Raw genomic sequence first — 23,912 nt, 5'->3', positions numbered from 1 at the left:
CTCGGCACCACGTTGGAGTGGTACGACTTCTTCCTCTACGGCACGGCCGCCGCCCTCATCTTCGACAAGCAGTTCTTCCCTGGCCTGAGCCCGGCGGCCGGCACACTCGCCGCCTTCAGCACCCTCGCCGTGGGTTTCGTGGCCCGGCCCCTCGGCGGCCTGCTCTTCGGCCACTTCGGAGACCGTCTCGGCCGCCGCTCCACCCTGGTGGTCTCGCTGCTGCTGATGGGCCTCGGCTCCACCCTCATCGGACTCGTGCCGAGCTACGACACCATCGGCCTGTGGGCCCCGGTCCTCCTGGTGGTGCTCCGCATCGTCCAGGGCATCGGCCTCGGCGGCGAGGGCGCGGGCGCCACGTTGATGTCCATGGAGCATGCCCCCGAGGGACGGCGGAACCTGTACGCCGGCTTCCCGCAGATGGGGACACCGGCCGGTCTGGTGCTCGCCAATCTCGTCTTCCTGGCCACCAACTCCCTTGCCGGGCATGAGGCGTTCACCGGGTGGGCCTGGCGCATCCCGTTCCTGCTGAGCTTCGTCCTGGTCGGCGTCGGGCTGGTCGTCCGGCTGCGGGTCACCGAGTCGCCGTCCTTCGACCGGGCGCGCGAAGAGCAGGAGGTGGCCCGCTTCCCACTGGCCGACGCGATGAAGGTGGGTCTCCCGCGCCTCGGCCTGACCCTGCTGGCCGTGCTGGCGAACTCCACGGTCGCGTACGTCTTCATGGTCTTCACGCTGTCGTACGGCACTCAACACCTCGGCCACGACCAGCAGTTCCTCATCCTTGGGGTAAGCGGGGCGGCCGTGCTGTGGTTCGCTTCGATACCGGTGTGGACCCGCTTCGCCGACCGGCACGGCAGACGCGGCATGTTCATCGGCGGCTCCGTGGCCGTCCTCGTCTGGTGTGCGGCCTTCTTCCCGCTGCTCGACACCGGGAGCCGGGCGACCGCCCTGGTCGCGCTCGCCGGGATGGGGCTGATCATCCCCGTGACGCACTGTGTGCAGGGCGCGATCATCGCCGATACCTTCCCGGTGCGGGTGCGGTACTCCGGCACCTCGCTGATCCTGCAGGCCGGTGCGGTACTCGGTGGCGGCCTCGCCCCCATGATCTCCAGCGCCCTGCTCGGAGGCGGCAGCTCCTCGACGGGTGTGACCTGGTACCTCGTGGCGGTGTGCGCACTCAGCCTCGTTGGCGCGGTGGCCCTGTTCCGTGCGGTCCCCGAGACTCCTCAGCAGAAAGTGATCACTCCCGAGTTCGCAGGTGAGGCATGAACGACGACTCCGTGACCCGCAGCGGCCCCCTCAGGTTCGCCACCGCGGAGCGGTTCTCCCCGCCCGTGCCGGTACGAGGGGTGGAACCGGCCCACGGCTCCGGCGGCATCTGCCCGCAGCCGCCGTCCCGGCTCGACAAGGTGATGGGTCCGCCCCACGACCGCAGACCCCAGAGCGAAGACTGCCTCCACCTGTCGGTCGCTTCTCCGACCGCTTCTGGGACGACGGGGCGCCCGGTTCTCCTGTGGTTCCACGGAGGTGGCTTCAGCAGCGGTGCCGGTGTCCTCGACTGGTACGACGGCAGCGCGCTCGCCGCCGAGCAGGACGTGGTCGTCCTCAGCGCCGGATACCGCCTGGGCGCGCTCGGCTATCTCGTGCTCGACGGGGTCAGCGAGGGAAACCTCGGCCTCCTCGACCAGTTGGAGGCGCTGCGCTGGGTACGCGAGAACATCCACCTTTACGGGGGTGATCCCGGCCGGATCACGCTCATCGGCCAGTCGGCCGGCGCCCTGTCCATCCTGCAACTGCTCCGCATGCCCGAGGCCCGCGGACTGTTCCGCCGCGCGGTGCTGCAGAGCGCACCCGTGTCCATCGCCACCAGGCCGGTCACCGAGGCCCGCGAGACGGGCCGCCTGTTCGCGGCGCACCTCGGCACCGATCCGCGCACCGCCTCGCACGAGTCCCTGCTCGCGGCACAGGCCCGTACGGCGGCCGACCTCCAACGACGAGTGGGCAACACCCTGGTGCCCCCGTTCGGTCCGGTGTCCGGCGCCGACTCCGCGCAGGCCGACCCGCACGGCTTCGCCTTCGAGCCCACCGCCATGGACATCCTCTACGGCTGGAACGCCGACGACATGTCCGCCTTTCCCGAGGGCCCCAACGACCACGGCAGCGTGGCGGAGCGCACCCGCCGCGTGTACGAGTCGCCGCTCACCGCCCTGCACGGGGAACTGGAACGCGCCGGCGCCCGTGTGCACGGCTACCGGCTGGACTGGCGTCCCCGCGCTTCCGCGTACGGGGCCACCCACTGTGTGGAGCTCCCGCTGCTCCTCGGCTCGGCGGCCGCCTGGCGCGGTGCGCCGATGCTCGGTGACCTCGACTGGTCCGAGGTGGACCGCTTTGGACGCGAGGTCCGTCGGGCCTGGGCCGCCTTCGCCCGTACCGGGGACCCGGGGGCGCTTCCCGCTCCGATGACCGCGCTGGACCGCTGAGCCCTGGCGGGTCACGGGTGGGGGGCGCCAGATGCTTCCCGTACAACGCACGCGCGTTTCCGGTGAGAACGGCGTGGGTGTCGGTGTCGCTCAGCCGGGAGGTGCGGATGTAGTCGAAGGCGCGCCGGTACTTCGCGCCCTGGAAGTACGGGTGGTCCGACTGATCGCCGGAGCCGCTGGTGGCGCTGCCCTGGCAGTCACGTCCCTGCCCGCCCGCGCGCGTGCCGACGAGCAGCGCCTCCACGACATCGGGTCGCTCGCAGGATCAGACGCGCCTAGCGAGGCCACCGACCTCAACGACAACACGGCGAAGTACCCCTCCGCCGCCGCGCACGTGTGGCTCGTCCAGAACAAGTCGAAGACCAAGGGGACCGGACCGGCAAGTCGCTCGCCGATCCGCTGCAGTATCTGCCGGCCAAGGAGCGCAACGAGACGGGCTACGAGCGGAACAACAACCGCGACAAGGTGATGTGCCCGAAGTACACCGGCCCCCGGGCGGACGGCTGGGTTCCGCAGAAGCGGTTCTTGAAGCACGCGTGGACGTTCCTGCACCCGGAGCTAGACGGCGCACCAGAGACAATCTCCTGCGACGAGTTCCCGTTCTCCGCCACCTACCAGTCGCCCGGTGTTCCCGTGGCGAACGGCGGAGAGAACACGGCGGGCAAGAACGGCGGTGCCGAGTGCATCCAGACCGTGGCGGCCAAGACCGACGACGGCAGCGAGCACCTGCTCGACGACACCCGCTACGACGCCCCCACATTCGACGAGACGTGCGGGCGGTCGTCGATGTCCCTGAAGGTCAACTCCGGCTCCATGAAGGCGGAGACCTTCTACGAGGGCTTCCTGAAGAAGTTCCGGATCCTCGACCAGGACCGCTACACCGTGGACCCGGGTGACAGCTGGTTCGCGGCGTGCGATGCGTCCAAGGCGACGCTCGTCTGCCCTATGACGAAGCCCTGACCGGCATCTGAAAGCCGACGGCCAGGTCCCCCGCCCCGCGTTCACGAGGGGCGGGGGACCTGCTGGTCAGTGGACGGGCGTCCAGTGCTCGAACGCCTCGTCCATGCCCGGGTTCTCGGGGTCGTCCCAGATCAGGCAGCCCCATACGAGGCCGGGTACATCGGAGCCCATCAGGTTCGCGGGGCCTTCGGTCAGGGTGCGGTGGACGGCCTCAAGGTAGGCGGTGGCCGACGGGTACTCGGGCTTCGACACCGGCTCATCCACCAAGTTCCATTGTCCGACGCCCTCGTCACCGGCGTAGTGGCCGTGCAAAGGCCCTGCCTCGTCCCGGGTGAGCCACGGGACCACCCGGGCGCCGTCCCAGCTGTCGGACCCACCGTCGGCAGACAGGCGCAGGCCCAGCGCCTCGACGGGGGAGAAAATCACTCCGCCGGGCAGGAACGCGCCGGACCCGACCTCGCCCTCCTCGTCCGCCGCGATGACCTGGTGCCGCACACCGCCGCACAGCCGCCACAGCGCGGCGAGTTCCACGGGCAGCCCGAAGCCGAGCCGTCGCTTGAGCCCGGCGTCGGCAGTGGCTACCTCCTCCTCCGTCGCGGGCGGCAAGAGGGAGGCGTGGGAAACCGGGGCGTGCTCGGCGAGCCACGCCGTCAGGGCCTGCCAGGCCGCGGTGACCGAATCGGCCGTACCGTTCTGGTGATCGGACATGCGCACAGATTAGGCGCATCGGAAGATTCACGGGCAAGAGGCCGCATTGGAGCTGACGCAGGCTTAGGTGACAGGTTGGAGCACTAGGGCCTGTCGTTTGGATCAGGTCGGGCTCGCGGGGCCTGGCACGCACGCTCGCGGCGTTGTCGTCGGTCGACGACGCTCCGCGTCGCCTCCCTCCTCCGCCTTGCGATCGCACGCACCAGGCCCCGCTCCCTGATCCGGCCTGATCCAAACGACAAGCCCTAGGCCCGGGGGCCGGTGTGGTCATCAAGGTGTCGAGATACAGGTGCCGCACGACGGCGCACCACCCACGCTGCGCCCATGACCTCACCCTCGCAGCCACCACGCCGCCGCAGACCGACGACACCCGAACCAGCCCTGCGCCTGCCGAAAATGAGCCCTTTCCAACCTCACGCTGACGCGTGATGGAGGACGAGGACGGCCTGGACGGTCGCTGTGATGCGGTTGGTGCTGCAACGGAGCTTTCGCAGGACGCGCCAGCCCTTCAGGGTGGCCATGGCCTGCTCGCCGAGGCAGCGTATCTTGGCGTGTGTGCTGTTGTGCCTGCGCTGCCGCCGCTTGAGGCGACGGCCACGAAAGGGAACACGAACCGGACGGCCGGCACCCTGATTCGCCTTGTCGGCCCAGCACTTGAGGCCGTCCTCAGCGAGCGCTTCGACGATCCCGTGGACGCGGGCGGCGGTCAGGTCGTGGGTGGAGCCGGGGAGCGCGGGCGAGGCCCACAGCAGGCGGCCGAACGGGTCGGTGAGGACCTGGACGCTCATGCCGTGGCGTTTATGTTTCCCCGAGTAGTACGGGGTGTCGGCGGCGATCCGGTCGATCGGCAGGAGAGTGCCGTCCAGGATCACGAACGCCTTGGTCCGGGCGACATGCATCGCCTCGGCCAGGGTGGGCGCGAGGCCGGCCAGCACGTCGACGGCCTCGCGTATGTAGCGGTAGGCGGTCGCGATGCCGATACCGAACCCGGCGGCGAGCTGGGCGTAGGTGTCACCGCACCGCAGATGGGCCAGGGCGAGGAGAGCCTGACGGTCGGCGGTCAGACGCCGCCACCGAGACCCGATCTCCCTTCGCCGGGCAACGAGCCGTCCGGTCAGGTACCGCAGGGTGCGACTGGACAGGTCAATCGACGACGGGTAGACAAGCACACGACGCTCCTGATGGCTACGGGCGATCTTGGTCGAGAACCCGTCTACCAGGAGCGTCGTCGTTCCGCAGATCCGTCCAACACGCGGCCGGCACCGTCAGGTGGGAAAGACTCACTGGGGTCTTCTCAGCGAACTGGGTTCAGTTCCCGGATTCAGGTGCCGGGCGTCCAGCCGGTGGCTCTTGCCCAGGCTTCGGCCCGCTCGCCGATCTCGGCGATCAGCGGGCCTTTGGCCGCCGCGTAAGCGTTCATGTCCGGCCAATCCTGCTCGGCGAGGCGCTGCTTGTGCCGGCCATAGGCCGCACGATCGGCGGTGTCCTTGCGCAGCCAGTCACGGAAAAGCAAGTGACGGCGCTCCCATTCGCTTCCGGCCGTGCAGATGTGAACCTGGACGCCCAGGTCAGGAGTACGCACCATGCGATGGCCGGTCTGGCGCACGCGCAGGACGTACCCAGCACTCCCCAAGGCCACGAGATAAGCGTCCTCGTCGTCGGCGTCCGGCACACTCACGTCGATGTCAATGATGGGCTTGGCGACCAGTCCGGGCACAGCCGTCGAGCCGACGTGGTCAACCCGCCGGGCCAAAGGACCCAACACGTTGACGATGCGGCGCCGTTCACGTCGGAACGCGGCCGGCCACGCCGGGTCGTAGGCGACGACCCGGATCTCACGCTTCTCCTGGCCGCCGATCAACTCAGTCTGATCACTCATGACGCTATTGAACCTCTAGAAGCTGCTGTCGTGCCGTACTTGATCCTCCACCGCGCATGAGTGTGAGGTTGGAAGAGACTCAGTGCCCTGTCCGCAGCAGCGTCACGTCAATTGCAGCCGCCCCGCGACCTCGCACGAACAGGTCACCTCCTCAGGGACCGACGTGAACATAAGCCGCCCAGCGCAGCGGCGCCTGGTGGTGTCTGTCCCGTAGCGCCCGAACCGCGCCGTGCAGCGCGGCGGCTGCATGTGCCGCGTTGGGGGCGCCGTCGTCCTCCATCGCGCCGTACACGCGTCGGGACACGTAGGGGACCAGGCTGTCGGCGATCGCCCACAGGGTTCCGACGACCCGTCGATACCCGGCCAGCATCATGGCCGAAGCGAGCGTGAGACTCTCGTTCGTGAGCGGTGTGCTCACCTGCGACGTCCGGCAGGCTGCGAGGAAGGCGAACTCTCCGTGCGCGATCCTGAGCCGGCTGATCCGGTCGGAGGTGAGCGGGCCGTCGTACAGGTGCAGCCGGCCGGAGGAGGCCCGGCGGATGTTCTGGCCTGCATGGCAGGCGAAGTGCACCCAGCTGTGGCCTTCGAGTTCCGTGACCACCGACGCGGCCGTGGCCTCGGCGCCGCTGAGTGCGATGGCGGCCGGGAACCAGCTCTGGAAGTTGCGCAATTCGACCCCTGCGGCGGGCAGTCCCGGCAGGCCCGGCGTTTCCGGCAGGGCCACGATCAGCGGCCGTACCTCGCCACTTGGGGTCTCACCGGGCCGTCGTGCGTGGATCAGGGCTCGCACCGTCGACGTGTACGAGGAGACGACCCGGTCCAGCACCGGCGTGGACGTGGTGTGCTCGTCCGGAAGGTACCCGGCGGCGTGGAGCGGCAGGAAGGCGAGTGCGCCGGTCGGGCACCACCAGACACGGGGCCAGGGCGAGCCCTCGGTGACGTCACCCAGTTCGAGATCGGTGAGGATCGGGTCGGTGATGCGCTCGTGGACCCAGTCGAGCATCTTGTGCACGACCGTGTTGGGGCCGGCCTCCGCCGCATCGCCATCGGGCCCGATACGTTGCTGGTCAACTTCGAGCGTGCGAAGGAACATGGCCGCGAGGTGATCGACGGACTCCTGCGTGAGCCCGGACAGGGCCTTGTGGCGCAGCCCGTCCGCCGTGATCGTCAGGGCGTCACAGCGAAACCGGCTGACGTTGATGACGATCACGGGCCCGTGACTGGACGCCGCTCGCAAGTCGGCAAAGGCGGGCGGGCGAAGGAAGCCGTCGAAGCCGTCCAGAGCCCTGATGTCCGCCAGCAGTTGTCCGCGCCGCTGCGTGAGCCTCTCGCGGGAGTCTTCCCTCGGTTCGGCGCCCGTCGTGGGTCCGGTGCGGGCCGCCGAATCCAACGCGTCCTGAACACTGGCGAGTTCGTCGGCGAGCTCGGGCGAGCAGGCATAGAGACGCTCGAAGTCGGTCCGCAGTTCCAAGCCCTGTGCCAGAAGTACGCCGCGCCCCTGTTCGAGTAGTTCAACGGCATGCTCCGGGGCGCCGAGCTCGATCGCGACGGCTGCGGCGTCGGCCGCCAGCGTGCCGTACTCCGTGAGCACCCGTTCCTGGTCGTCCCGGCTCAGACCGCGCCAGGCGGCTTCGTCGAGCAGGCTTACCGCCAGCGACAGCCCTTCCTTCGCCCCGTGCAGGTCGCCCAGCTTATGGGCCCCGTAGCCCCACCATGCCGCGGCGTCGGTGCGGACCCGGGCCGATGCCGCAGTGATGGTCGCCGCCTCCCGATACACCGCGACCGAGTCGGCAAGGGCCTCACGTGAGTCATAGGCGTCCGCCGCGTCGCGCAGTGATCGTCCGAGGCTGATGAGGTGCAACGCACGCGAGGGGTGGGTGTGCCCAAAGCCGTCAAGGGCCTGACGGGACAGGCGGATCGACTCATCGAGCATGCTGCGGTCCCCTGCCAGGGTGTATTTGTCCCAGTAGGCCGCAGCCAGGTTGGCGACGTTGAACCAGTGGCCCGGGTCGGTGGCCTGGCCGTCCTCGTGCACCTCGTAGTGCGTCTCCATGGCGTGCTCAAGTTGTTCGGACCACGTTTGCCGCACTGCGTCCCGTGCCGCGGTGGCCTTTGCCAGTCTCTCGTCCAGGTCGGGGAGTTCCGCACCGGAGATCCGCGGGCGCGACTGCGAAAGGGAGGCGATCACGGAGTCCATGGCGGCCAGCGCCTTGCGGTGCATGCTGGAACGTTCGGACTGTGCGGACGCGAGATTGACCAGCAAGTCGCGGCGGTCGGGGTGACCGGCAGGCGTGGTGGCAAGAGTGTCGCGGAGGCCGTCGATGGCGTCGTCCAAACGGGACGGGTCGACATTATGCTGTAGGAGTTGGGTGAGATACCCGACCAGATTCGCTTGCAGCCTGGGCCGGGTCCCGGAGTCTGTTGACAGGAGCGTGAGCGCGCGTTCGCACAGGGTGGCCGCTTCGTCAAAGCTACCTGTGTCCTCCGTCAGGTCGGCGTAATGCGCCAACGAGGTCGCCAGATTGCTCAGATGCGTAGGGAGCATCGGGTCGTCCGTGTACCGCTCGGAAACTCATCGCTGCAGCTGAGCGGTGCTGCCCGTCGCTGTCGGCGGTGACTGGGATGCTGACCTGATGATCGTGTCGCTGCTGTACCGCGCCGCCCGCACCCTGCTGTCCATACCGGGGGTCCTGCTGCGCCGGGACACCGCCAAGGACGCCGAACTCCTGGTACTGCGTCACGAGAACACCGTGCTGCGCCGTCAGCTCAAGGCACCGGTCCGCTACGAACCGGCAGACCGGTTCTGGTTCTCCGCCCTCTCCTCACTGGTCTCCCGCCACCGCTGGGCGACGGTCTTCCCCGTCACGCCCGGCACCTTCCTTGCCTGGCACCGCAGACTGATCGCGAAGAAGTGGGACTACTCCGCGCACCGCCGCCACACTGGTCGACCACCGACAGCGGTCGCCCTCAAGCGTCTGGTGTTGCGCCTGGCGAACGAGAATCCACAGTGGGGCCACCGCCGGATCCAGGGCGAACTCGCCCGCCTGGGACACCCGATCGCGCCGTCCACGGTCTGGGAGATCCTGACCGCCGCTGGCCTCGACCCTGCCCCGCGCCGATCCGGACCCAATTGGCGAGAGTTCCTCACCGCCCAGGCCGAGGGCATCATCGCCGCGGACTTCTTTCACGTCGACACCGTGCTCGGCACCCGCCTCTACGCCATGGCTTTCCTCGAACACGGCACCCGCCGCCTGCACATCACCAGCGCCACCAGGCACCCCACCGGAGCATGGGCGACCCAGCAGGCACGCAACCTCGCCGCCGACCTCGGCACCAGCATGGAATGCCTGCGCTTCGTCCTGCGCGACCGCGACACCAAGTACACCGAGTCCTTCGACGCCGTCTTCCGGTCCGAGGACATGGACGTCCTGCTCAGCGCCCCACAGGCACCCCGGATGAACGCCCACTGCGAACGGGTGATCAGAACCATCCGCCGCGAAGCCCTCGACCACGTCCTCGTCATCAACGAGGCCCATGCCCGCCGAGTCCTCACCGAATTCCAGGATCACTACAACCGGCACCGGCCCCACCAAGCCCGAGCACAGCGCCCGCCCGACGCCTCCGAACAACCCACCACCATCGCAGACCTCTACGGCCGCAGACTCCTACGAACCCGCCGCCTCGGCGGAACCATCAACGAGTACCGATACGCCTCATGACGTGCAGCGATGACTTTTCGAGCGGTACAGGACAGTGGGAGCACGCTCCCACTCGCCGCGCTCCCACTGGGAGTGTGGGAGCAACAGAAAAAGGGCCGTTCGAAAACGGCCCTTCACCTGCGACGTTCGATCGTTCGAACTTGTCGGGACGACAGGATTTGAACCTGCGACCCCTTGACCCCCAGTCAAGTGCGCTACCAAGCTGCGCCACGTCCCGATGCTCGTTGACCTGGGATTTCCCCCTGGCCTCACGCGCAGAGAAACCATACCGCACTCGGGGCGGTGGTCGTGAATCACTTCCGGTGTGCGGGCGGGATCCGGCGCGCTGCGGGAGCAGGGGTTGACCTCAAGCAAAGTTGAGGTTGCACGCTTCCTTGCATGACGACAACAGCGGATGACATCGCCATCGCCACCAGTGACACCGGAGCCGTCGGAGACACCGGAACCCCCGGGCGTCCCGGCTATCGCTACGAGGACCTGCCTCGGCTCATGAGTCTCATGACCGGGGACGAGAAGCACGGGCCCGCCGCCACCTCAACCCTCGACGTGCTGTGGGTGCTGTACGACCGTGTGCTGCGGGTCGGCCCGGAGAGTGTCGAGGAGGCCGGGCGGGATCGGTTTCTGCTCTCCAAGGGGCACGGGCCCATGGCCTACTACTCCGTGCTCGCCGCCAAGGGGTTCGTGCCCGAGGCATGGCTCAGCGGGTTCGGGGCGTACGAGTCGCGGCTCGGGCATCACCCCGACCGCGTGCTCGTGCCGGGCGTGGAGATCGGGAGCGGGTCCCTCGGGCACGGGCTGCCGATCGCCGTCGGGACCGCGCTCGGGCTGCGGGCCCAGGGGCTCAGCGAACCGGCCGTCTGGACGCTCGTCGGAGACGCCGAGCTCGACGAAGGCAGCAATCACGAGGCCATCGCCTTCGCCGGCGCCTTCGGGCTCGAGCGGCTGCACACCGTCGTCGTGGACAACCTCTCCGCCACCTACGGCCGGGCCGGAGGTATCGCCGCCCGGTTCGAGGCCGCCGGGTGGTCCACCGTGACCGTCGATGGGCGGGATCACGAAGCCCTGTACGAGGCGTTCACCACGCCGCATCCCGGACGGCCACACGCCGTCGTCGCCCGCGTCGAGCCCAAGTTTGAGTGAGCCCCTCCCCAGCCTCCCCAGCCCCCCTCCTCGCCCATCGCCACTCCCCTCCTCTCGGAAGGAACCTCCCGTGGACACCATGCGTGACCGTTTCGCCCCCGTTCTCAGCCGGATTCTCGACGAAGATCCGCGCGTCGCCGTCGTCCTCGCCGAGATCGGCGTCGCACCCTTCGCCGGGGCCGCCAAGAGGCATCCGGAACGGGTGATCAATGTCGGGATCCGGGAGCAGTTGCTCGTCGGGGCCGGGGCGGGGCTTGCGCTCGCCGGGATGCGGCCCGTGATGCACACCTTCGCCAGCTTCCTCGTTGAACGGCCCTTTGAGCAGGTGAAGTTGGACTTCGGGCATCAAGGGGTCGGGGGTGTGCTGGTGAGTGCCGGGGCCTCGTATGACGTGTCCTCCGGGGGGTTCACGCACATGTCTCCCGGTGATGTCGCGCTGCTCGACACCCTTGATGGGTGGCGGGTGCATGTACCGGGGCATCCAGATGAGGCCGAAGTTCTGCTGCGGCACGCCGTCGGGGGCGGTAGCGATAGCCGTAGCGGCCATGGCGTGAGTGACTCGCGTGAATACGTGCGGCTCTCCGTGCAGAGCAACCGCGAAGCGCTGCCCGTTGACGGGGAGCGGTTCCTGAGTGTGCGGGAAGGGCGGCAAGGAGTTGTCGTCGCCGTCGGACCCATGTTGGACAACGTGCTCGCCGCCACCGAAGGGCTCGATGTCAGCGTGCTGTACGCCACCACCGTGCGGCCCTTTGATGCCGCGGGGCTGCGACGCGCCGTGGATGCCAGTGGCAGCGCCGACGTCGTGGTCGTCGAGCCCTATCTCGCCGGGACCTCCACCAGTGCCGCCAATGACGCCCTCGCCGATCTTCCGCACCGGGTTCTCGGGCTCGGTGTCGGGCGGCAGGAGCTGCGGCGGTACGGGAGCGTCGAGGAGCACATCGCCGGGCATGGGCTCGATGCCGCGGCGCTGCGGGAGCGGATCAGTGGGTTTCTGCTTTCCCGGAGCGGCGCCCCTGCCGGGGTTTCGGCGTAGGCGGCAGGGCGTGCGGGAGTTGCGGAGTGGCGTCCGCCCTCACCAACCCCCTGATCGCCGGGATCGAGATCATCGTCGTCGCCACCATCAGCGTGATCGCGCCGCCCGCCAGCAGGACCTGCTGTGTGCCGAACGTCGCCGCCGCCGGGCCCGCCAGGGCCTGGCCCACCGGTTGCATGGCGATGGAACCGGCCACCTCGTAGGCGTGGATGCGGTTGAGGACCTCGCGCGGGACCTGGGTCTGGACGCTCGTCGCCCACATCACGCCCCAGAACGACACGCCGGCCCCGGCCACCGCGCAGCCCGCCATCATCCACGGGACGCCCAGCCCCGCGCCCGCCGTCGCGGGGAACAGGGCGAAGCCGAACAGGGCCAGGGCGCCCGCGCGCAGCATCCGGCGCGGGCGTACGCGCAGGGCGAGTACGCCGCCGATGACCGTGCCCGCGCCGAGCGCCGAGTTCACCAGGCCGTACGCGCTCGATCCGTACTCCTGCGTGACCTGTACGGCGACCAGGGGGACGGCCGGGCCCCACGCCCCTATCATCAGCACGCACCAGACCGAGATGACTCCCCAGAGCCATCTTCTCGATCTGAACTCCCGCCAGCCCTCGACCAGTTCGGAGCGGAAGGCGCCTCGGGTGCGTGCCTGTCCGCTGACTGTGTCCCGTGGCAATGGTGGCAGGCGCAGCAGGAGCAGGCACAGGGCGCTCAGGGCGTACGTGCCCGCGTGCGCCGCGAAGACCAGGCCCGGTGAGGCCAGTGCGACCAGCATGCCCGCCACCGCCGGGCCCGCCAGTTGCGCGCCGGACTCCGCGACCCGGATCGCACCGTTAGCCGCCTGGACGTCGGATGCCAGGCGGGGCACCGTGCCGGCGACGCCGGGCTGGAAGACCGCCGCGGCAGAGCCATTGATCGCTCCGATGACGCAGATCTGCCAGAGCACGACGTGGCCGGTGAAGAACATGACGGCTGCGAGGGACTGGGTGACCAGGCGGGCGAGGTCGGCGCCCGTCATCAGTAGACGCGTGTTGAAACGGTCCGCCAGTACGCCGCCGAAGATGACCAGGCCGGCGAAGCAGGCCACCGAGGAGGCCATGGCGAGGCCGACCGCGCCCGCCCCGTAGCCGTACTGGAGGAGACCCGCCGCGAGGGCCACCGGCAGCATGCTGTCGCCGAGCTTGGCGACGCCCCTCGCGGTGAAGAAGAGGCCGAAGTCGCGGGTCCAGATGCCGCGCCGGGGCGCGACCCCGGCGTCCTCGCCGTCGACCGCCCGGTCGGCCATCCACGTTCCCCGTTCGTCGTCCCCATGACGCGGCGCCGCACGCGCGCGACCCGCCCTCGCGAGCGGATGATGCCATGCGGATGCGCGACGCCTCACCTGCTTTCATCCTGCACGTGGAAGCCCCAACTCCGGGTGTGCGTCGAGGAGTCGGGTGGGCGCCGCCTGGCGCCAGGAGTCGGCGAGGATGTCGCGCAGCTCGGTCGTGTCCTCCAGGGCCGCGAGGCGGGCCCGGACCCAGGCGAAGGACGCCTCGTGGTCCGCGATCCAGAACTTGTCCGGCTCGGCCAGGACCAGTTCGTCGCGCTCCTCCTTCGGGCAGCGCACCGCTATCGACGTCTCGTCCTCGGGCAGCGTGGCGAACATCTTCCCCGCCACCCGGAACGTGGGCATGCTCCAGGCGACCTTCTCGGTCGTGTCCGGCAGGGACAGGGCTACGGTGCGTACATCCTCGGCGTCCAGCATGCAACGAAATGTAGCCAACGCCCGTCACGCACCTCGCGCCAACTCGCACCGAAACGCAGGGCCGGTACGCGTCGACGATTCGGGCCGTACGTCTTCTGCGCGCGACGACCCCGGCGAGTGATGCACCTCACACGCCTCAACTGCCGCCCGCATACACCCCTTTCACCGCATCGCCGATCAAGACTGTGCGGCCGCTGCGGCCGTGCGTGATCCGGGTCCGACGTTCGCGACCTGCATCCGCCCCTCGCCAGTCGCCTGTCGACAACGGAGCTTCCTCATGTCCCAGCACTCCCGCAAGAAGTTGACGACCGGCAAGAAGGTGACCCTGGGTGTCGGCGCGCTGGCCGCCTCCGGGCTCGCCGTCGGCCTGCTCGTCACGCCGTCCGCGACGGCCGGCCAGACCGACGCGGCCGAGGCGCTGGAGCAGAGCAAGGCCGCGGTCGCCGACGCGTCGGCGGCGAAGGACGCCGCTCCGAAGGCCAAGGCCCGGGCCGCGAGCAGCGCCGAGCCCGACCCCACCGCCGACGTCGCCGTCGTCTCCGGCATCACCGTCGACGGCGGGAACAGCGCCCGCGTCGGGACGACGAACACGCAGACGATCACCGTGAAGTGGAAGGTCAGCGGCGGTTCGACGCTCTACGGCAGCAACGCGGCGATCTGGCGCGGCACCGACCGCGACAGCGGGCTCAAGCAGTTCATGAACTCCGAGGAGTTCTACGCGGACACCGACCCCTGCACCTCGTCCGGCGGCGCCACGTTCAGCTGCACCGCCACCTTCAAGATCGACCCCCAGGACGACCTGAAGAACGAGGATGCCGGAGCCTGGAAGATCTCGCTCTGCGCGATCACCGAGGCGACCACCGACGTGGACACCGACAACGCCAAGACCTGGTACCTCAAACGCTGGTCCCGGCTGAGCAACAACGCGGCCCCCGAGCCCGTCGCCAAGGACAAGACGATCACGATCACCGGCAAGCTGGAGCGCGCCAACTGGGACACCCACAAGTACGCGGGCTACACACAGCAGACCGTCCGCCTCCAGGCGCGTTCGCTGACCGGCTCGTACGCCACCACCAGCAGCCACATCACCGGCACCGGCAGCCAGGCGGGCGTCGAGAAGCAGACGCGCAAGGCCACCACCGACCGCTGCTACCGCTACAAGTTCGAGGGCACCTCCACCACGCCGCCGCTCACCGCCACCGGTGACTGCGTGGACGTGCGCTGATCCCGCTGACCCGACCCGCACCGCGCAGCGGGTGGCGCGGTCCGGGTCCGGACCGGGCCCGACCCGAACCCGCTCAAGACCCCCGCTCACGGCACCCGCTTGTCCAGCCACGCCACCAGGTCCGCCTGGACCTCGTCGCGGTTCGTCTCGTTGAGGATCTCGTGGCGGGCGCCCTCGTAGCCCTTCCAGGTGAGGTCCTCGACGCCCACGTAGCGGAAGTCCTCCAGGAGTTCGTGGACCAGCGTCATGCGCTGGTTGCACGGGTCCTCCGTGCCGACCGCGATGTGGATCGGCAGGTCGGCCGGGATGCGGGCGAGGTTCGCCGGGTCGTTGATGCGGCGCACCGCGCGGACCCAGTCCAGGGACAGGCCCGCCGAGAAGTCGAAGCCGCAGCGTTCGTCGGCGACGTACTTGTCGACCTCCGCCTCGTCCCGCGAGAGCCACTCGAAGCCGGTGCGGTGCTCGTACGGGTCGTTGAAGGACGAGAAGAGGTTGCCCACGTAGGGCGAGGTGGCGGCGCGGCCGGCCGCCGCGATCTCGGCCTCCAGGGCCGCGATGTCGCCCTCGTTGTCGGCGCCGGGCAGGGAGCGGAAGGTGCCGGAGAGGACCAGGGCCACCAGGTCGTCCGCGTACCGCTGCGCGTAGTCGCGCGCGAGCAGCGAGCCGAGGCTGTGGCCCAGCATGACGAACGGGACGTTCGGGTAGAGGGCGCGCGCCTGATCGCCGATCGCCTTGAGGTCCTCGACGATCGACACCCATGCGTCGACGGTCCCGGGTTCGCCGTCGTCCGTGACCCCGTAGCCGCCCGTGGTCGAGGCCGTGGCGCCGTGGCCGCGGTGGTCGGAGGCGATGACGCCGTAGCCGTGGGAGGTCAGGTGGCGGGCGAAACGGTCGTAGCGCAAGCCGTGCTCAGCCGCGCCGTGCGCGATCTGCACGAAGGCGCGGGGCCTGCCGCCGTCGGGCAGCCAGGTGTACGTGGCCACGGCGGCGCCGTCGCCGGTGCTGAGCGCGCTCGTCGTGTACGTCGGGTCTGTGGCGGTCATCTGGCGGCTTCCTCTCGGACAGTCCGTACGGCCCTGTGGGCGGGGCGGGGCAAAGCGGGTGCGATGCGCGTGCGGTACGTGCTGGCCTGCACCTCCCCCGCACCGTAGGCGCTCATTCCTGGCAATCGCCGACCGGCACGAGCGGTTCGAGGCGCTTGCAGAACAGGGTCGTGGGGTGCAGGACTCCGGACGGGTCGGCCGCGTAGTCCGGGATGACGCCGACCTCGTCCCAGCCCGCCTTGCGGTAGAAGTTCTCGGCGGGGCTGCCGGTCTCCGTGTCGAGGACCAGGAGCGTCACTCCCGCCTCCGCCGCGGCGCGCTCGGCGGTCGCCAGGAGGGTGCGGCCGAGGCCGGTGCCGCGGGCGCTGTCGTGCACCATCAGCTTGATCACTTCGGCACGGTGGCGGCCGTTGGGCTTGTCGGCGAAGGCGAGTGAGACGGTTCCGACGCAGCGCGCCCGGCCCGTCTCGTCCATGTCGGTCGCCGCCCACACGGCCGTGCCGCCGCGCTCCACGGACGGTCCGACGGAATCGCGCCACCAGGTCGCTGCTTCGTCAGGCGTCAGCCCGCGCAGGAAGCCGAGCGAGCTGCCTCCTTGTACGACGTCGGCCAGCAGAGCACCCAACTCGTCTACGCAGGAGAAGAATTCCGCGGGCGCAAGACGTGTGCAGACGTACGTCACGGGACCACCACCACCAGGGCGTAGCGCACCGGGGCGGGGCCGGGGCAGTGGAAGTGGGTGGGCCCCCAGAGGCGGAAGCGCAGGCAGTCGCCCGTCTCCAGGCGGTGTGTCGTGCCCTGGACGGTGAGGTCGAGGAGGCCGTCGAGCACCCAGATGTGCTGTTCGAGGCCGGGGACGGGCGGGCGGTCGTAGGCGATGTCGGCGTACGGCTCGAGGGTGCCCTGCACCACCTCGCCGCGCAGTCCGGCCTGCGGCGGGGAGACGGAGCGACGCGCGAAGCCGGTCGAGTCGTCGCGCCAGACGGGCTGGTCCGCGGCGCGTACGACCTGGGCGGGGGCCGACTCGACCTCGCTCAGGAGTTGCGACATGGTCCGCCCGTAGACCGCGCAGAGACGGTTGAGGAGGGTGGCGGTCGGGCTGATCTCGGCGCGCTCAGCCCGCGACAGGGTGGACCGGCTCACACCGCTGCGGTCCGCCAACTCCCCCAGGGACAAGCCGTGTTCGGATCGCAGCTCGGCGAGCCGGGCACCGAGTCGGGCGTCCACGGGGTCCGGGGCCGGGTCGCCGCCGTCGCGGGGTGACGGTTCACTCTCGCGCCTCATCTCGCGTCTCATATTCGGCACGGTATCCCAGATATGAGACATGCGGGTTACGTCGCGGCAACACATATCACCCCACCCCGGGGTCAGCCCTCCGCCGCCTCCCCCAGCGCCTCCAGCACCGGCCGGATCAGCGGATGCACCTCCGCCCCGTGGCGGACCGCCGCGAAGACCTTGCGGGCCGGCGCCGCGCCGTCGATCGGGCGGACCACCACCTGGCTCAGGTCCACCCCGTGCAGCGCCGAGCGCGGGACCAGCGCCACGCCCGCGCCCGCGGAGGCGAGGGCGACGACGGCGCGGAAGTCGTCCGAGGAGTGCTCGAACTGCGGGGAGAAACCGGCGTGTTCGCAGGCCAGGACCACCACGTCGTGGCAGGGGTTGCCGGGGTACGGGCCGATCCACGTGTCCTTGGCGAGGTCGGCGACCGGCACCCACTCCGCGGCGGCAAGGCGGTGCGTGAGGGGCAGGACCGCGTCGAACGGCTCCGCGTACAGCGGCACGCGCGTGATCCGGTCGTCGTCGGCGCCCGGCGCGCCCCGGTAGTCGACGGCGACCGCCACATCGATCTGCCGGTCGAGCAGCATCGGCAGGCTGGCGTCGCCCTCGGCGTCCTGGACGCGGACGCGGATGCCGGGCGCCGCCTTCGACAAGTGGGCCAGGGCCGGTCCCACGACGAGGCCGATGCCCGTCGCGAAGGAGGCGAGCGTCACCGTGCCCGCCTCGCCGGTGCTGTACGCGGCCAGCTCGGCCTCGGCCTTCTCCAGCTGGGCGAGGACCGCGTTGGTGTGGGTCAGCAGGATCTCGCCGGCCGAGGTCAGGCGGACCCCGCGCGCCCCGCGCTCGACCAGTTTGTGGCCCGTCTCCTGCTCAAGGGCCGTGAGCTGCTGCGAGACCGCCGAGGGGGTCAGGTACAGCGCGGCGGCCGCAGCCGTGACGGTGCGGTGGTCGGCCACCGCACGGAGGATGTGCAGCCGCCGCGCTTCGATCATGCGGTGATTCTCCCAAACGTCACTGACAATCCACGCGCGGGCGGTGTCAGCCCAGTTCGGCGCGGGCCGCCACGAACGCGTCCACCGCCCGGTTCACGTCCTCCGTGGAGTGCGCCGCCGACAGCTGGACGCGAATGCGTGCCTGGCCCTGCGGGACCACCGGGTACGAGAAGCCGATCACGTAGACGCCGCGCTCCAGGAGGAGCTCGGCCATGCGGCCCGCGACGGAGGCGTCGCCGATCATCACCGGGGCGATCGCGTGGTCGCCGGGGAGGATGTCGAAGCCCTCCTCCGTCATCCGCGTGCGGAACAGCTTGGTGTTCGCCGCGAGGCGCTCGCGCAGGTCGCCCGCCGACTCCAGGAGGTCCAGGACCTTCAGCGAGGCCGCGGCGATCACCGGGGCGAGGCTGTTCGAGAACAGGTACGGGCGCGAACGCTGGCGCAGCAGCGCGACGATCTCCGCGCGCGCCGCGACGTAGCCGCCGGACGCCCCACCCAGGGCCTTGCCGAGGGTGCCGGTGATGATGTCGACGCGGTCCATCACGCCGTGCAGCTCCGGGGTGCCGCGGCCGCCGGGGCCGACGAAGCCGACCGCGTGCGAGTCGTCGACCATGACCATCGCGTCGTAGCGCTCGGCGAGGTCGCAGATGTCGGTGAGCGGCGCGACGTAGCCGTCCATCGAGAAGACGCCGTCCGTGACGATCAGCTTGCGGCGGGCGCCCGCCTCGCCGGCCGCCTTCAACTGCGCTTCCAGGTCGGCCATGTCGCGGTTGGCGTAGCGGAAGCGCTTCGCCTTGGACAGCCGGATGCCGTCGATGATCGACGCGTGGTTGAGGGCGTCGGAGATCACCGCGTCCTCGGGGCCGAGCACCGTTTCGAAGACGCCGCCGTTGGCGTCGAAGCAGGAGGAGTACAGGATCGTGTCCTCCTGGCCGAGGAAGGCCGACAGGCGCGCCTCCAGCTCCTTGTGGACCTCCTGCGTGCCGCAGATGAAGCGGACGGACGCCATGCCGTAGCCCCAGCGGTCGAGGGCCGCGTGGCCCGCCGCGATCACCTCGGGGTGGTCGGCGAGGCCCAGGTAGTTGTTGGCGCAGAAGTTGAGCACCTCACCGGGGCGGCCTTCCCCAAGCTCTCGGCTTCGCTCGAGCAGGGGAGACCCCATTGCGGTGACGTCGACGGTGGCGGACTGCGGGGTGCCGATGACCCGCTCGGGCTTGTGCAGGCCGGCGGCGGCGATCTCGTCGAGGGTGGCCTGGAAGTCGGCGCGCGCGTTGTCGAACATGACGTAAGTCCTTCTGGGGATGGGGAGTTCAGGGTGGGGAGGCGCTCAGGCGGTCCAGTCGAGGATGACCTTGCCGCCCTTGCCGCTCGCCGCGTCCTCGAACGCCGCGTCGAAGTCGGTGTGGGCGTAGCGGCCGGTGATCACCGGTGAGAGGTCGAGGCCGCCCTCCAGGAGGACCGACATCGCGTACCAGGTCTCGAACATCTCGCGGCCGTAGATGCCCTTGATGGTGATCATCGACGTGACGATCCGCGCCCAGTCGACGGCGAACTCCTCGGACGGCAGGCCGAGCATGGCGATCTTGCCGCCGTGGGTCATGTTCGCGAGCATGTCGCGCATCGCGACAGGGTTGCCGGACATCTCCAGGCCCACGTCGAAGCCCTCGCGCAGGCCGAGTTCGCGCTGACCCTCGGCGATGGTCGAGGACGCCACGTTCAGGGCGCGACTCACGCCGACCTTGCGCGCCAGCCCCAGACGCTCCTCGCTGACGTCGGTCATGACGACGTTGCGGGCGCCGGCGTGCTTGGCGACGGCCGCCGCCATCAGACCGATGGGTCCCGCGCCCGTGATCAGCACGTCCTCGCCGACGAGCGGGAAGGACAGCGCGGTGTGCACGGCGTTGCCGAACGGGTCGAAGATCGCGGCGACGTCGAGGTCGACGGGGACTCGGTGCACCCACACGTTGGAGGCGGGCAGCGCCACGTACTCGGCGAACGCGCCGTCGCGGCCGACGCCGAGGCCGACCGTCGCCCGGCACAAGTGGCGGCGCCCGGCGAGGCAGTTGCGGCACTTGCCGCACACCAGGTGGCCCTCGCCGCTGACCGTGTCGCCGACGGCGATGTCGCTCACGTCGCGGCCGGTCTCGACGACCTCGCCGACGAACTCGTGGCCCACGACCAGCGGCGCGCTGATGGTCGACTGCGCCCAGCCGTCCCAGCTGCGGATGTGCAGATCGGTGCCGCAGATCCCGGTGCGCAGGACCTTGATCAGTACGTCCCCGTGGCCGATGCCGGGCTCGGGGACGTCCGTCAGCCACAGACCCGGTTCGGCCTTCTCCTTGACCAGTGCCTTCAAGGGTTCGACTCCTGTCGTCGCGCATGCGGGCAGGCTGAACCGGCCCGTGTGCGGGGAGAGTGGGTGGTGGGGATGTGCCGCGACAGTCGTCCGGATACGTCCCGTATGCGGTCCGCCGACACCGCAGACTCTTCCGTACGCGGCGCGTTCGGTCCATCGAGGTTTTCTTAAGCGGCGCCCCAGGTTTCCTACAGGCCTGCTCGCGGGGTCACCCCGAAGGACCCCTCTCCCGGGGCCCGTTGGCGCCGCGCCGTCCCGTTCAGCGAACAGAGTGTCCGAATAACGGACAGCCGATGCACCACGCCTCACCAGCGCATACTGTCGCCGCACTTCAACCCGTCTCAGACAGCGAACAGGCACGACCATGACACGGACCTCCGTCACGGACCCGCCGCAGGCCGGATCCGACGTCGGCGCCACGCCGGGCGACGGCGAGGCCGCCGCCACCGGCACGGAACTCGGCCACGGCCTCAAGCAGCGGCACCTTTCGATGATCGCCCTCGGCGGCGTCATCGGCGCGGGCCTCTTCGTAGGGTCGGGCGCCGGGATCGCCGCCGCGGGGCCCGCGGTCGTGCTGCTCTTCGCGGGCGCCGGATTCGTGGTCATGCTGCTGATGCGGATGCTCGGCGAGATGTCCGCGGCGCGGCCGGCCACCGGCTCGTTCTCCGTGCACGCCGAGCGCGAACTCGGCGCCTGGGCGGGGGCGACCTCCGGCTGGATGTACTGGGTGATGCTGACCTGCGGTGTGGCCGCGGAGGCGACGGCGGCCGGGCAGATCATGCACGGCTGGGTGCCGTTCCTGCCCGCCTACGGGTGGGTCGCCGTCTTCATGGTCTTCTTCTGCCTGAGCAACCTGGCGGCGGTGCGCAACTTCGGCGAGTTCGAGTTCTTCTTCTCGGCCCTGAAGGTCACCGCGATCTGCGCGTTCCTGGTCCTCGGCGTCCTTGGCATCTTCGGCGTCTTCGGCGACGCCCCCGGCGCCTCCAACCTCACCGGCCACGGCGGCTTCTTCCCCACCGGCAGCTCCGGCCTGATCGCCGGACTGCTCACCGCCGTCTTCGCGTACGGCGGCCTGGAGACGGTGTCCATCGCCGCCGCCGAGTCCGACAAGCCGCGCGAGAACGTCGCCCGCGCCGTGCGCACCGCCGTGTGGCGCATCGCGCTCTTCTACGTGGGGTCGATGGCGCTGGTCGTCGCCCTGGTGCCGTGGAACGACCCGAACGTCGCCGCCGACGGCCCGTACGTCACCGTGCTCGACGAGTTCGGCATCCCGGCCGCCGGCACCATCATGCAGGCCGTCATCCTGGTCGCCCTGCTGTCCGCGATGAACGCCAACATCTACGGCTCGTCCCGCATGGCCTACTCGCTGGTCTCGCGCGGCCTCGGCCCGCGCTTCCTGGGCCGGGTGCACCGCCGCGTGCCGGTGGCCGCGGTGGTGGCGTCCTGCCTCTTCGGCTTCTTCGCGGTGTTCGCCGGCGTCTGGTGGCCCGACACCGTGTTCACCTGGCTGATGAACACGACCGGTGTCGCCATCCTCGTGGGCTGGGTCTTCATCTGCCTCGCGCAGCTGAAGATGCGCCGCCGCCTGGAGCGCGAGTCACCCGAGCTGCTCACCGTGAAGATGTGGGGCTTCCCGTATCTGACCTGGCTCGCCCTGGCGGCCATCGCGGGCGTCTTCGTCGTCATGGCCAGCACCGCCGACGGCCGCGACCAGCTGTTCGTCTCCGCGATCCTGGTCGTCGCCCTCGCCGCGGGCGGCTACGTCAAGCAGCGCCGCGACGCCCGCGCCGTGACCGCCCAGGGCTGATCGACAGGCCTAGCGGAGCAGGTCGCCCCTACCCCGCACCAGCTCCATCAGTTCACCCGCCATGGCCTTGATGGTCGCGAGCCCCGCCTGTCCCCACGGGCGGGGCTCGGTCGCGACCGCGCACACGGTGCCGAGGGCGAGCCCCGTACGTTCGTCGATCAACGGCGCGCCCAGGTAGGAGCGGATGCCGATCTCGTCGACCACGGGGTTGCCCGCGAAGCGCGGGTAGTCGCACACGTCCTCCAGGACGAGCGCCTTGCGCCGCACGACCACATGCGGGCAATAGCCGTGATCGCGCGCCATGTAGCGCGCCACTTCGCCTTCCGTGGCCGCGGAGGTCGCCGCCGAGGCGGCCGCCGCGCCCAGTTCGCCGCCCCGGTGGTCGCCGTCGGGGGTGTGCAGCCCCGCGAAGAACTGCCGGTTCTCGTCAATGAAGTTGACCATGGCGAACGGCGCGCCCGTCACCTCGGCGAGGCGGTCCGCGAAGCGGTCGAACACCGGCTCGGCGCGCTGTCCCAGGTCGAGCCTGCGCAGCCGCCGGGCCCGCTCCGCGCCCTCCCGGTCCTGCGGCGTGAGCAGCAGCCTCCTGGCGGCGTCGTACGTCATGTGTGGGCCCCGAACCCCGTGGCGGTCGCGGGCGCGTGCGCCAGCAGATGCCGTACGAGGGTGAGCAGCGTCTGGATGCCGGAGCTCGAGATGCGCGCGTCGCAGCGCACGACCGGGACCGCCGGGTCCAGGTCGATGGCGGCGCGGACCTCCTCGGCCTCGTAGCGGTAGGAGCCGTCGAACTCGTTGACCGCCACGATGAAGCCCATGCCGCGCTCCTCGAAGAAGTCGACGGCGGCGAAGCAGTCCTCCAGGCGGCGCGTGTCCGCGAGGATGACCGCCCCGAGGGCGCCCTCGGACAGCTCGTCCCACATGAACCAGAAGCGTTCCTGGCCCGGCGTGCCGAACAGATAGAGCACGTGCTCGGGGTCCAGGGTGATCCGCCCGAAGTCCATCGCGACGGTCGTCTCGACCTTGTTCTCGATGCCGTCGAGGTTGTCGGTGTCCGCGCTGACCGTGGTGAGCAGCTCTTCCGTGCTGAGCGGAGCGATCTCGCTGACGGCCCCGACGAAGGTCGTCTTGCCGACCCCGAACCCGCCCGCGACCAAGATCTTCAGTGCGGTGGGGAAAGGGTCAGAGCTGGCGTCGTAGTCCATCGAGCACTGCCTCCAGTAGGGACCGGTCAGTGGGGTTGTCGTGGAACGTGGGGGGCTTGGTGGTGATCGCTTGGCAGTCGACGAGATCGGAGAGGAGCACCTTGGTCACGCCCGCCGGGAGCTTCAGATGGCCGGCGATCTCCGCGACCGATGTGGGCTGGGCACACAGGTCGAGCGCCTGGCTGTGTTCCGGACCCAGATAGCCGAGGGGGGTCGCCCCGGTGGCCATCACATGGGTGAGCAGATCCATCGACGTGCTGGGCCGGGTGCGTCCGTTGCTGATCGTGTACGGACGCACGAGCCGGCCCGCGGCGCCGTCCAGCCAGGGCCCGTCCTGCGGGGCCGCCAC

23 protein-coding genes and 1 tRNA gene are annotated in these 23,912 nt (G+C 70.0%); 8 read left to right on the top strand and 16 right to left on the bottom strand.

The genetic code is table 11. The annotated features are described in order from the left end of the window. The first annotated feature begins 12 nt into the window (after positions 1–12). From ACIA8D_RS14380 to ACIA8D_RS14370, 3 genes are all read left to right on the top strand, one after another. Positions 13–1,266, top strand: a complete 1,254-nt coding sequence (locus ACIA8D_RS14380) for an MFS transporter (protein WP_399232212.1) — start codon at positions 13–15, stop codon at positions 1,264–1,266. Further along, positions 1,263–2,477 carry a carboxylesterase family protein gene (locus ACIA8D_RS14375; protein WP_399231928.1) on the top strand — a complete coding sequence of 405 codons (1,215 nt, stop codon included), beginning with the start codon at positions 1,263–1,265 and terminating at the stop codon, positions 2,475–2,477. Before ACIA8D_RS14380 ends, ACIA8D_RS14375 begins: the two co-directional genes overlap by 4 nt. 336 nt (positions 2,478–2,813) lie before the next feature. Then, a complete protein-coding gene (locus tag ACIA8D_RS14370) occupies positions 2,814–3,437 on the top strand; it encodes a hypothetical protein (RefSeq protein WP_399231926.1) in 624 nt (207 codons plus the stop codon). Positions 3,438–3,503: 66 nt separating this feature from the next. Here ACIA8D_RS14370 and ACIA8D_RS14365 read toward each other — a convergent pair whose 3' ends face one another. The 4 genes from ACIA8D_RS14365 to ACIA8D_RS14350 form a co-directional block, all read right to left on the bottom strand. Beyond that, positions 3,504–4,145, bottom strand: coding sequence for a hypothetical protein (locus ACIA8D_RS14365; RefSeq protein WP_399231924.1), 642 nt, complete (start codon positions 4,143–4,145; stop codon positions 3,504–3,506). Between the two features lie 413 nt (positions 4,146–4,558). Then, positions 4,559–5,314 (bottom strand): transposase family protein, encoded by a 756-nt coding sequence (locus ACIA8D_RS14360; RefSeq protein ID WP_399231922.1) that lies wholly within the window; start codon positions 5,312–5,314, stop codon positions 4,559–4,561. A gap of 152 nt (positions 5,315–5,466) precedes the next feature. Beyond that, complete coding sequence (locus ACIA8D_RS14355; protein WP_399231921.1) at positions 5,467–6,024, bottom strand: GrpB family protein; 558 nt, start codon at positions 6,022–6,024, stop codon at positions 5,467–5,469. Positions 6,025–6,175: 151 nt separating this feature from the next. After that, positions 6,176–8,569, bottom strand: a complete 2,394-nt coding sequence (locus ACIA8D_RS14350; RefSeq protein ID WP_399231919.1) for a CHAT domain-containing protein — start codon at positions 8,567–8,569, stop codon at positions 6,176–6,178. Between the two features lie 88 nt (positions 8,570–8,657). Here ACIA8D_RS14350 and ACIA8D_RS14345 point away from each other — a divergent pair, with 88 nt between their 5' ends. Further along, positions 8,658–9,743, top strand: a complete 1,086-nt coding sequence (locus ACIA8D_RS14345) for an integrase core domain-containing protein (RefSeq protein WP_399231917.1) — start codon at positions 8,658–8,660, stop codon at positions 9,741–9,743. Between the two features lie 143 nt (positions 9,744–9,886). Here ACIA8D_RS14345 and ACIA8D_RS14340 read toward each other — a convergent pair. Continuing rightward, positions 9,887–9,960, bottom strand: a tRNA-Pro gene (locus tag ACIA8D_RS14340). A gap of 272 nt (positions 9,961–10,232) precedes the next feature. Here ACIA8D_RS14340 and ACIA8D_RS14335 point away from each other — a divergent pair. Together ACIA8D_RS14335 and ACIA8D_RS14330 are read left to right on the top strand one after the other, a co-directional pair. After that, entirely contained in the window at positions 10,233–10,883 is a 651-nt protein-coding gene (locus tag ACIA8D_RS14335) for a thiamine pyrophosphate-dependent enzyme (protein ID WP_399232210.1), read from the top strand. Between the two features lie 70 nt (positions 10,884–10,953). Further along, the gene (locus ACIA8D_RS14330; protein WP_399231916.1) at positions 10,954–11,916 is read left to right on the top strand and encodes a transketolase family protein; all 963 of its coding nucleotides are present in this window, start codon (positions 10,954–10,956) and stop codon (positions 11,914–11,916) included. Here ACIA8D_RS14330 and ACIA8D_RS14325 read toward each other — a convergent pair. Continuing rightward, complete coding sequence (locus ACIA8D_RS14325) at positions 11,864–13,198, bottom strand: MFS transporter (protein ID WP_399231914.1); 1,335 nt, start codon at positions 13,196–13,198, stop codon at positions 11,864–11,866. The two genes, ACIA8D_RS14330 and ACIA8D_RS14325, sit on opposite strands and share 53 nt — an antisense overlap. Before the next feature lie 102 nt (positions 13,199–13,300). Then, entirely contained in the window at positions 13,301–13,660 is a 360-nt protein-coding gene (locus ACIA8D_RS14320; protein WP_399231912.1) for an MmcQ/YjbR family DNA-binding protein, read from the bottom strand. A 277-nt stretch (positions 13,661–13,937) separates the two neighbouring features. Here ACIA8D_RS14320 and ACIA8D_RS14315 point away from each other — a divergent pair, with 277 nt between their 5' ends. Next, on the top strand, positions 13,938–14,885 hold the full coding sequence (locus ACIA8D_RS14315) for a calcium-binding protein (protein ID WP_399231910.1): 948 nt from the start codon (positions 13,938–13,940) through the stop codon (positions 14,883–14,885). Positions 14,886–14,971: 86 nt separating this feature from the next. On the opposite strand, the gene ACIA8D_RS14310 is transcribed toward ACIA8D_RS14315, so the two are convergent. The 6 genes from ACIA8D_RS14310 to tdh form a co-directional block, all read right to left on the bottom strand. Further along, positions 14,972–15,928, bottom strand: a complete 957-nt coding sequence (locus ACIA8D_RS14310) for an alpha/beta fold hydrolase (RefSeq protein ID WP_399231908.1) — start codon at positions 15,926–15,928, stop codon at positions 14,972–14,974. A 112-nt stretch (positions 15,929–16,040) separates the two neighbouring features. After that, positions 16,041–16,610 (bottom strand): GNAT family N-acetyltransferase, encoded by a 570-nt coding sequence (locus ACIA8D_RS14305; RefSeq protein ID WP_399231906.1) that lies wholly within the window; start codon positions 16,608–16,610, stop codon positions 16,041–16,043. Next, positions 16,607–17,224, bottom strand: coding sequence for a helix-turn-helix domain-containing protein (locus tag ACIA8D_RS14300; protein ID WP_399231905.1), 618 nt, complete (start codon positions 17,222–17,224; stop codon positions 16,607–16,609). The genes ACIA8D_RS14305 and ACIA8D_RS14300 overlap by 4 nt, the downstream gene beginning before the upstream one ends. A gap of 71 nt (positions 17,225–17,295) precedes the next feature. After that, positions 17,296–18,198: a LysR family transcriptional regulator gene (locus tag ACIA8D_RS14295; protein WP_399231903.1), complete on the bottom strand. Its 903-nt coding sequence runs from the start codon at positions 18,196–18,198 to the stop codon at positions 17,296–17,298. 46 nt (positions 18,199–18,244) lie between these two features. Next, positions 18,245–19,480, bottom strand: a complete 1,236-nt coding sequence (locus ACIA8D_RS14290; protein WP_399231901.1) for a glycine C-acetyltransferase — start codon at positions 19,478–19,480, stop codon at positions 18,245–18,247. A gap of 45 nt (positions 19,481–19,525) precedes the next feature. Further along, a complete protein-coding gene (gene tdh, locus ACIA8D_RS14285) occupies positions 19,526–20,554 on the bottom strand; it encodes an L-threonine 3-dehydrogenase (protein ID WP_399231899.1) in 1,029 nt (342 codons plus the stop codon). A gap of 364 nt (positions 20,555–20,918) precedes the next feature. Between tdh and ACIA8D_RS14280 the strand changes: the two genes are divergently transcribed. Beyond that, complete coding sequence (locus ACIA8D_RS14280; RefSeq protein ID WP_399231897.1) at positions 20,919–22,361, top strand: amino acid permease; 1,443 nt, start codon at positions 20,919–20,921, stop codon at positions 22,359–22,361. 9 nt (positions 22,362–22,370) lie between these two features. Here ACIA8D_RS14280 and ACIA8D_RS14275 read toward each other — a convergent pair whose 3' ends face one another. The 3 genes from ACIA8D_RS14275 to ACIA8D_RS14265 are packed head-to-tail and all read right to left on the bottom strand — an operon-like array spanning position 22,371 to position 23,912. Further along, the gene (locus tag ACIA8D_RS14275; RefSeq protein WP_399231895.1) at positions 22,371–22,967 is read right to left on the bottom strand and encodes a GAF domain-containing protein; all 597 of its coding nucleotides are present in this window, start codon (positions 22,965–22,967) and stop codon (positions 22,371–22,373) included. Next, the gene (locus tag ACIA8D_RS14270; protein ID WP_389281213.1) at positions 22,964–23,563 is read right to left on the bottom strand and encodes an ATP/GTP-binding protein; all 600 of its coding nucleotides are present in this window, start codon (positions 23,561–23,563) and stop codon (positions 22,964–22,966) included. The genes ACIA8D_RS14275 and ACIA8D_RS14270 overlap by 4 nt, the downstream gene beginning before the upstream one ends. After that, the gene (locus tag ACIA8D_RS14265) at positions 23,541–23,912 is read right to left on the bottom strand and encodes a DUF742 domain-containing protein (RefSeq protein ID WP_326017958.1); all 372 of its coding nucleotides are present in this window, start codon (positions 23,910–23,912) and stop codon (positions 23,541–23,543) included. The genes ACIA8D_RS14270 and ACIA8D_RS14265 overlap by 23 nt, the downstream gene beginning before the upstream one ends.

The organism is Streptomyces sp. NPDC051684 (genome assembly GCF_044453445.1).
Lineage (GTDB): Bacteria > Actinomycetota > Actinomycetes > Streptomycetales > Streptomycetaceae > Streptomyces.
The sequence above is the reverse complement of the archived record's forward strand: the minus strand, read 5'-3'. Positions and strand labels throughout refer to the sequence as shown.

Coding starts and splice junctions, on each gene's coding strand:
- ACIA8D_RS14375 (WP_399231928.1), top strand. CDS start 1,263: ATGAACGACGACTCCGTGACCCGCAGCGGCCCCCTCAGGTTCGCCACC.
- ACIA8D_RS14365 (WP_399231924.1), bottom strand. CDS start 4,145: ATGTCCGATCACCAGAACGGTACGGCCGATTCGGTCACCGCGGCCTGG.
- ACIA8D_RS14355 (WP_399231921.1), bottom strand. CDS start 6,024: ATGAGTGATCAGACTGAGTTGATCGGCGGCCAGGAGAAGCGTGAGATC.
- ACIA8D_RS14350 (WP_399231919.1), bottom strand. CDS start 8,569: ATGCTCCCTACGCATCTGAGCAATCTGGCGACCTCGTTGGCGCATTAC.
- ACIA8D_RS14345 (WP_399231917.1), top strand. CDS start 8,658: ATGATCGTGTCGCTGCTGTACCGCGCCGCCCGCACCCTGCTGTCCATA.
- ACIA8D_RS14335 (WP_399232210.1), top strand. CDS start 10,233: ATGAGTCTCATGACCGGGGACGAGAAGCACGGGCCCGCCGCCACCTCA.
- ACIA8D_RS14325 (WP_399231914.1), bottom strand. CDS start 13,198: ATGGCCGACCGGGCGGTCGACGGCGAGGACGCCGGGGTCGCGCCCCGG.
- ACIA8D_RS14320 (WP_399231912.1), bottom strand. CDS start 13,660: ATGCTGGACGCCGAGGATGTACGCACCGTAGCCCTGTCCCTGCCGGAC.
- ACIA8D_RS14315 (WP_399231910.1), top strand. CDS start 13,938: ATGTCCCAGCACTCCCGCAAGAAGTTGACGACCGGCAAGAAGGTGACC.
- ACIA8D_RS14310 (WP_399231908.1), bottom strand. CDS start 15,928: ATGACCGCCACAGACCCGACGTACACGACGAGCGCGCTCAGCACCGGC.
- ACIA8D_RS14300 (WP_399231905.1), bottom strand. CDS start 17,224: ATGAGACGCGAGATGAGGCGCGAGAGTGAACCGTCACCCCGCGACGGC.
- ACIA8D_RS14295 (WP_399231903.1), bottom strand. CDS start 18,198: ATGATCGAAGCGCGGCGGCTGCACATCCTCCGTGCGGTGGCCGACCAC.
- ACIA8D_RS14290 (WP_399231901.1), bottom strand. CDS start 19,480: ATGTTCGACAACGCGCGCGCCGACTTCCAGGCCACCCTCGACGAGATC.
- ACIA8D_RS14280 (WP_399231897.1), top strand. CDS start 20,919: ATGACACGGACCTCCGTCACGGACCCGCCGCAGGCCGGATCCGACGTC.
- ACIA8D_RS14275 (WP_399231895.1), bottom strand. CDS start 22,967: ATGACGTACGACGCCGCCAGGAGGCTGCTGCTCACGCCGCAGGACCGG.
- ACIA8D_RS14270 (WP_389281213.1), bottom strand. CDS start 23,563: ATGGACTACGACGCCAGCTCTGACCCTTTCCCCACCGCACTGAAGATC.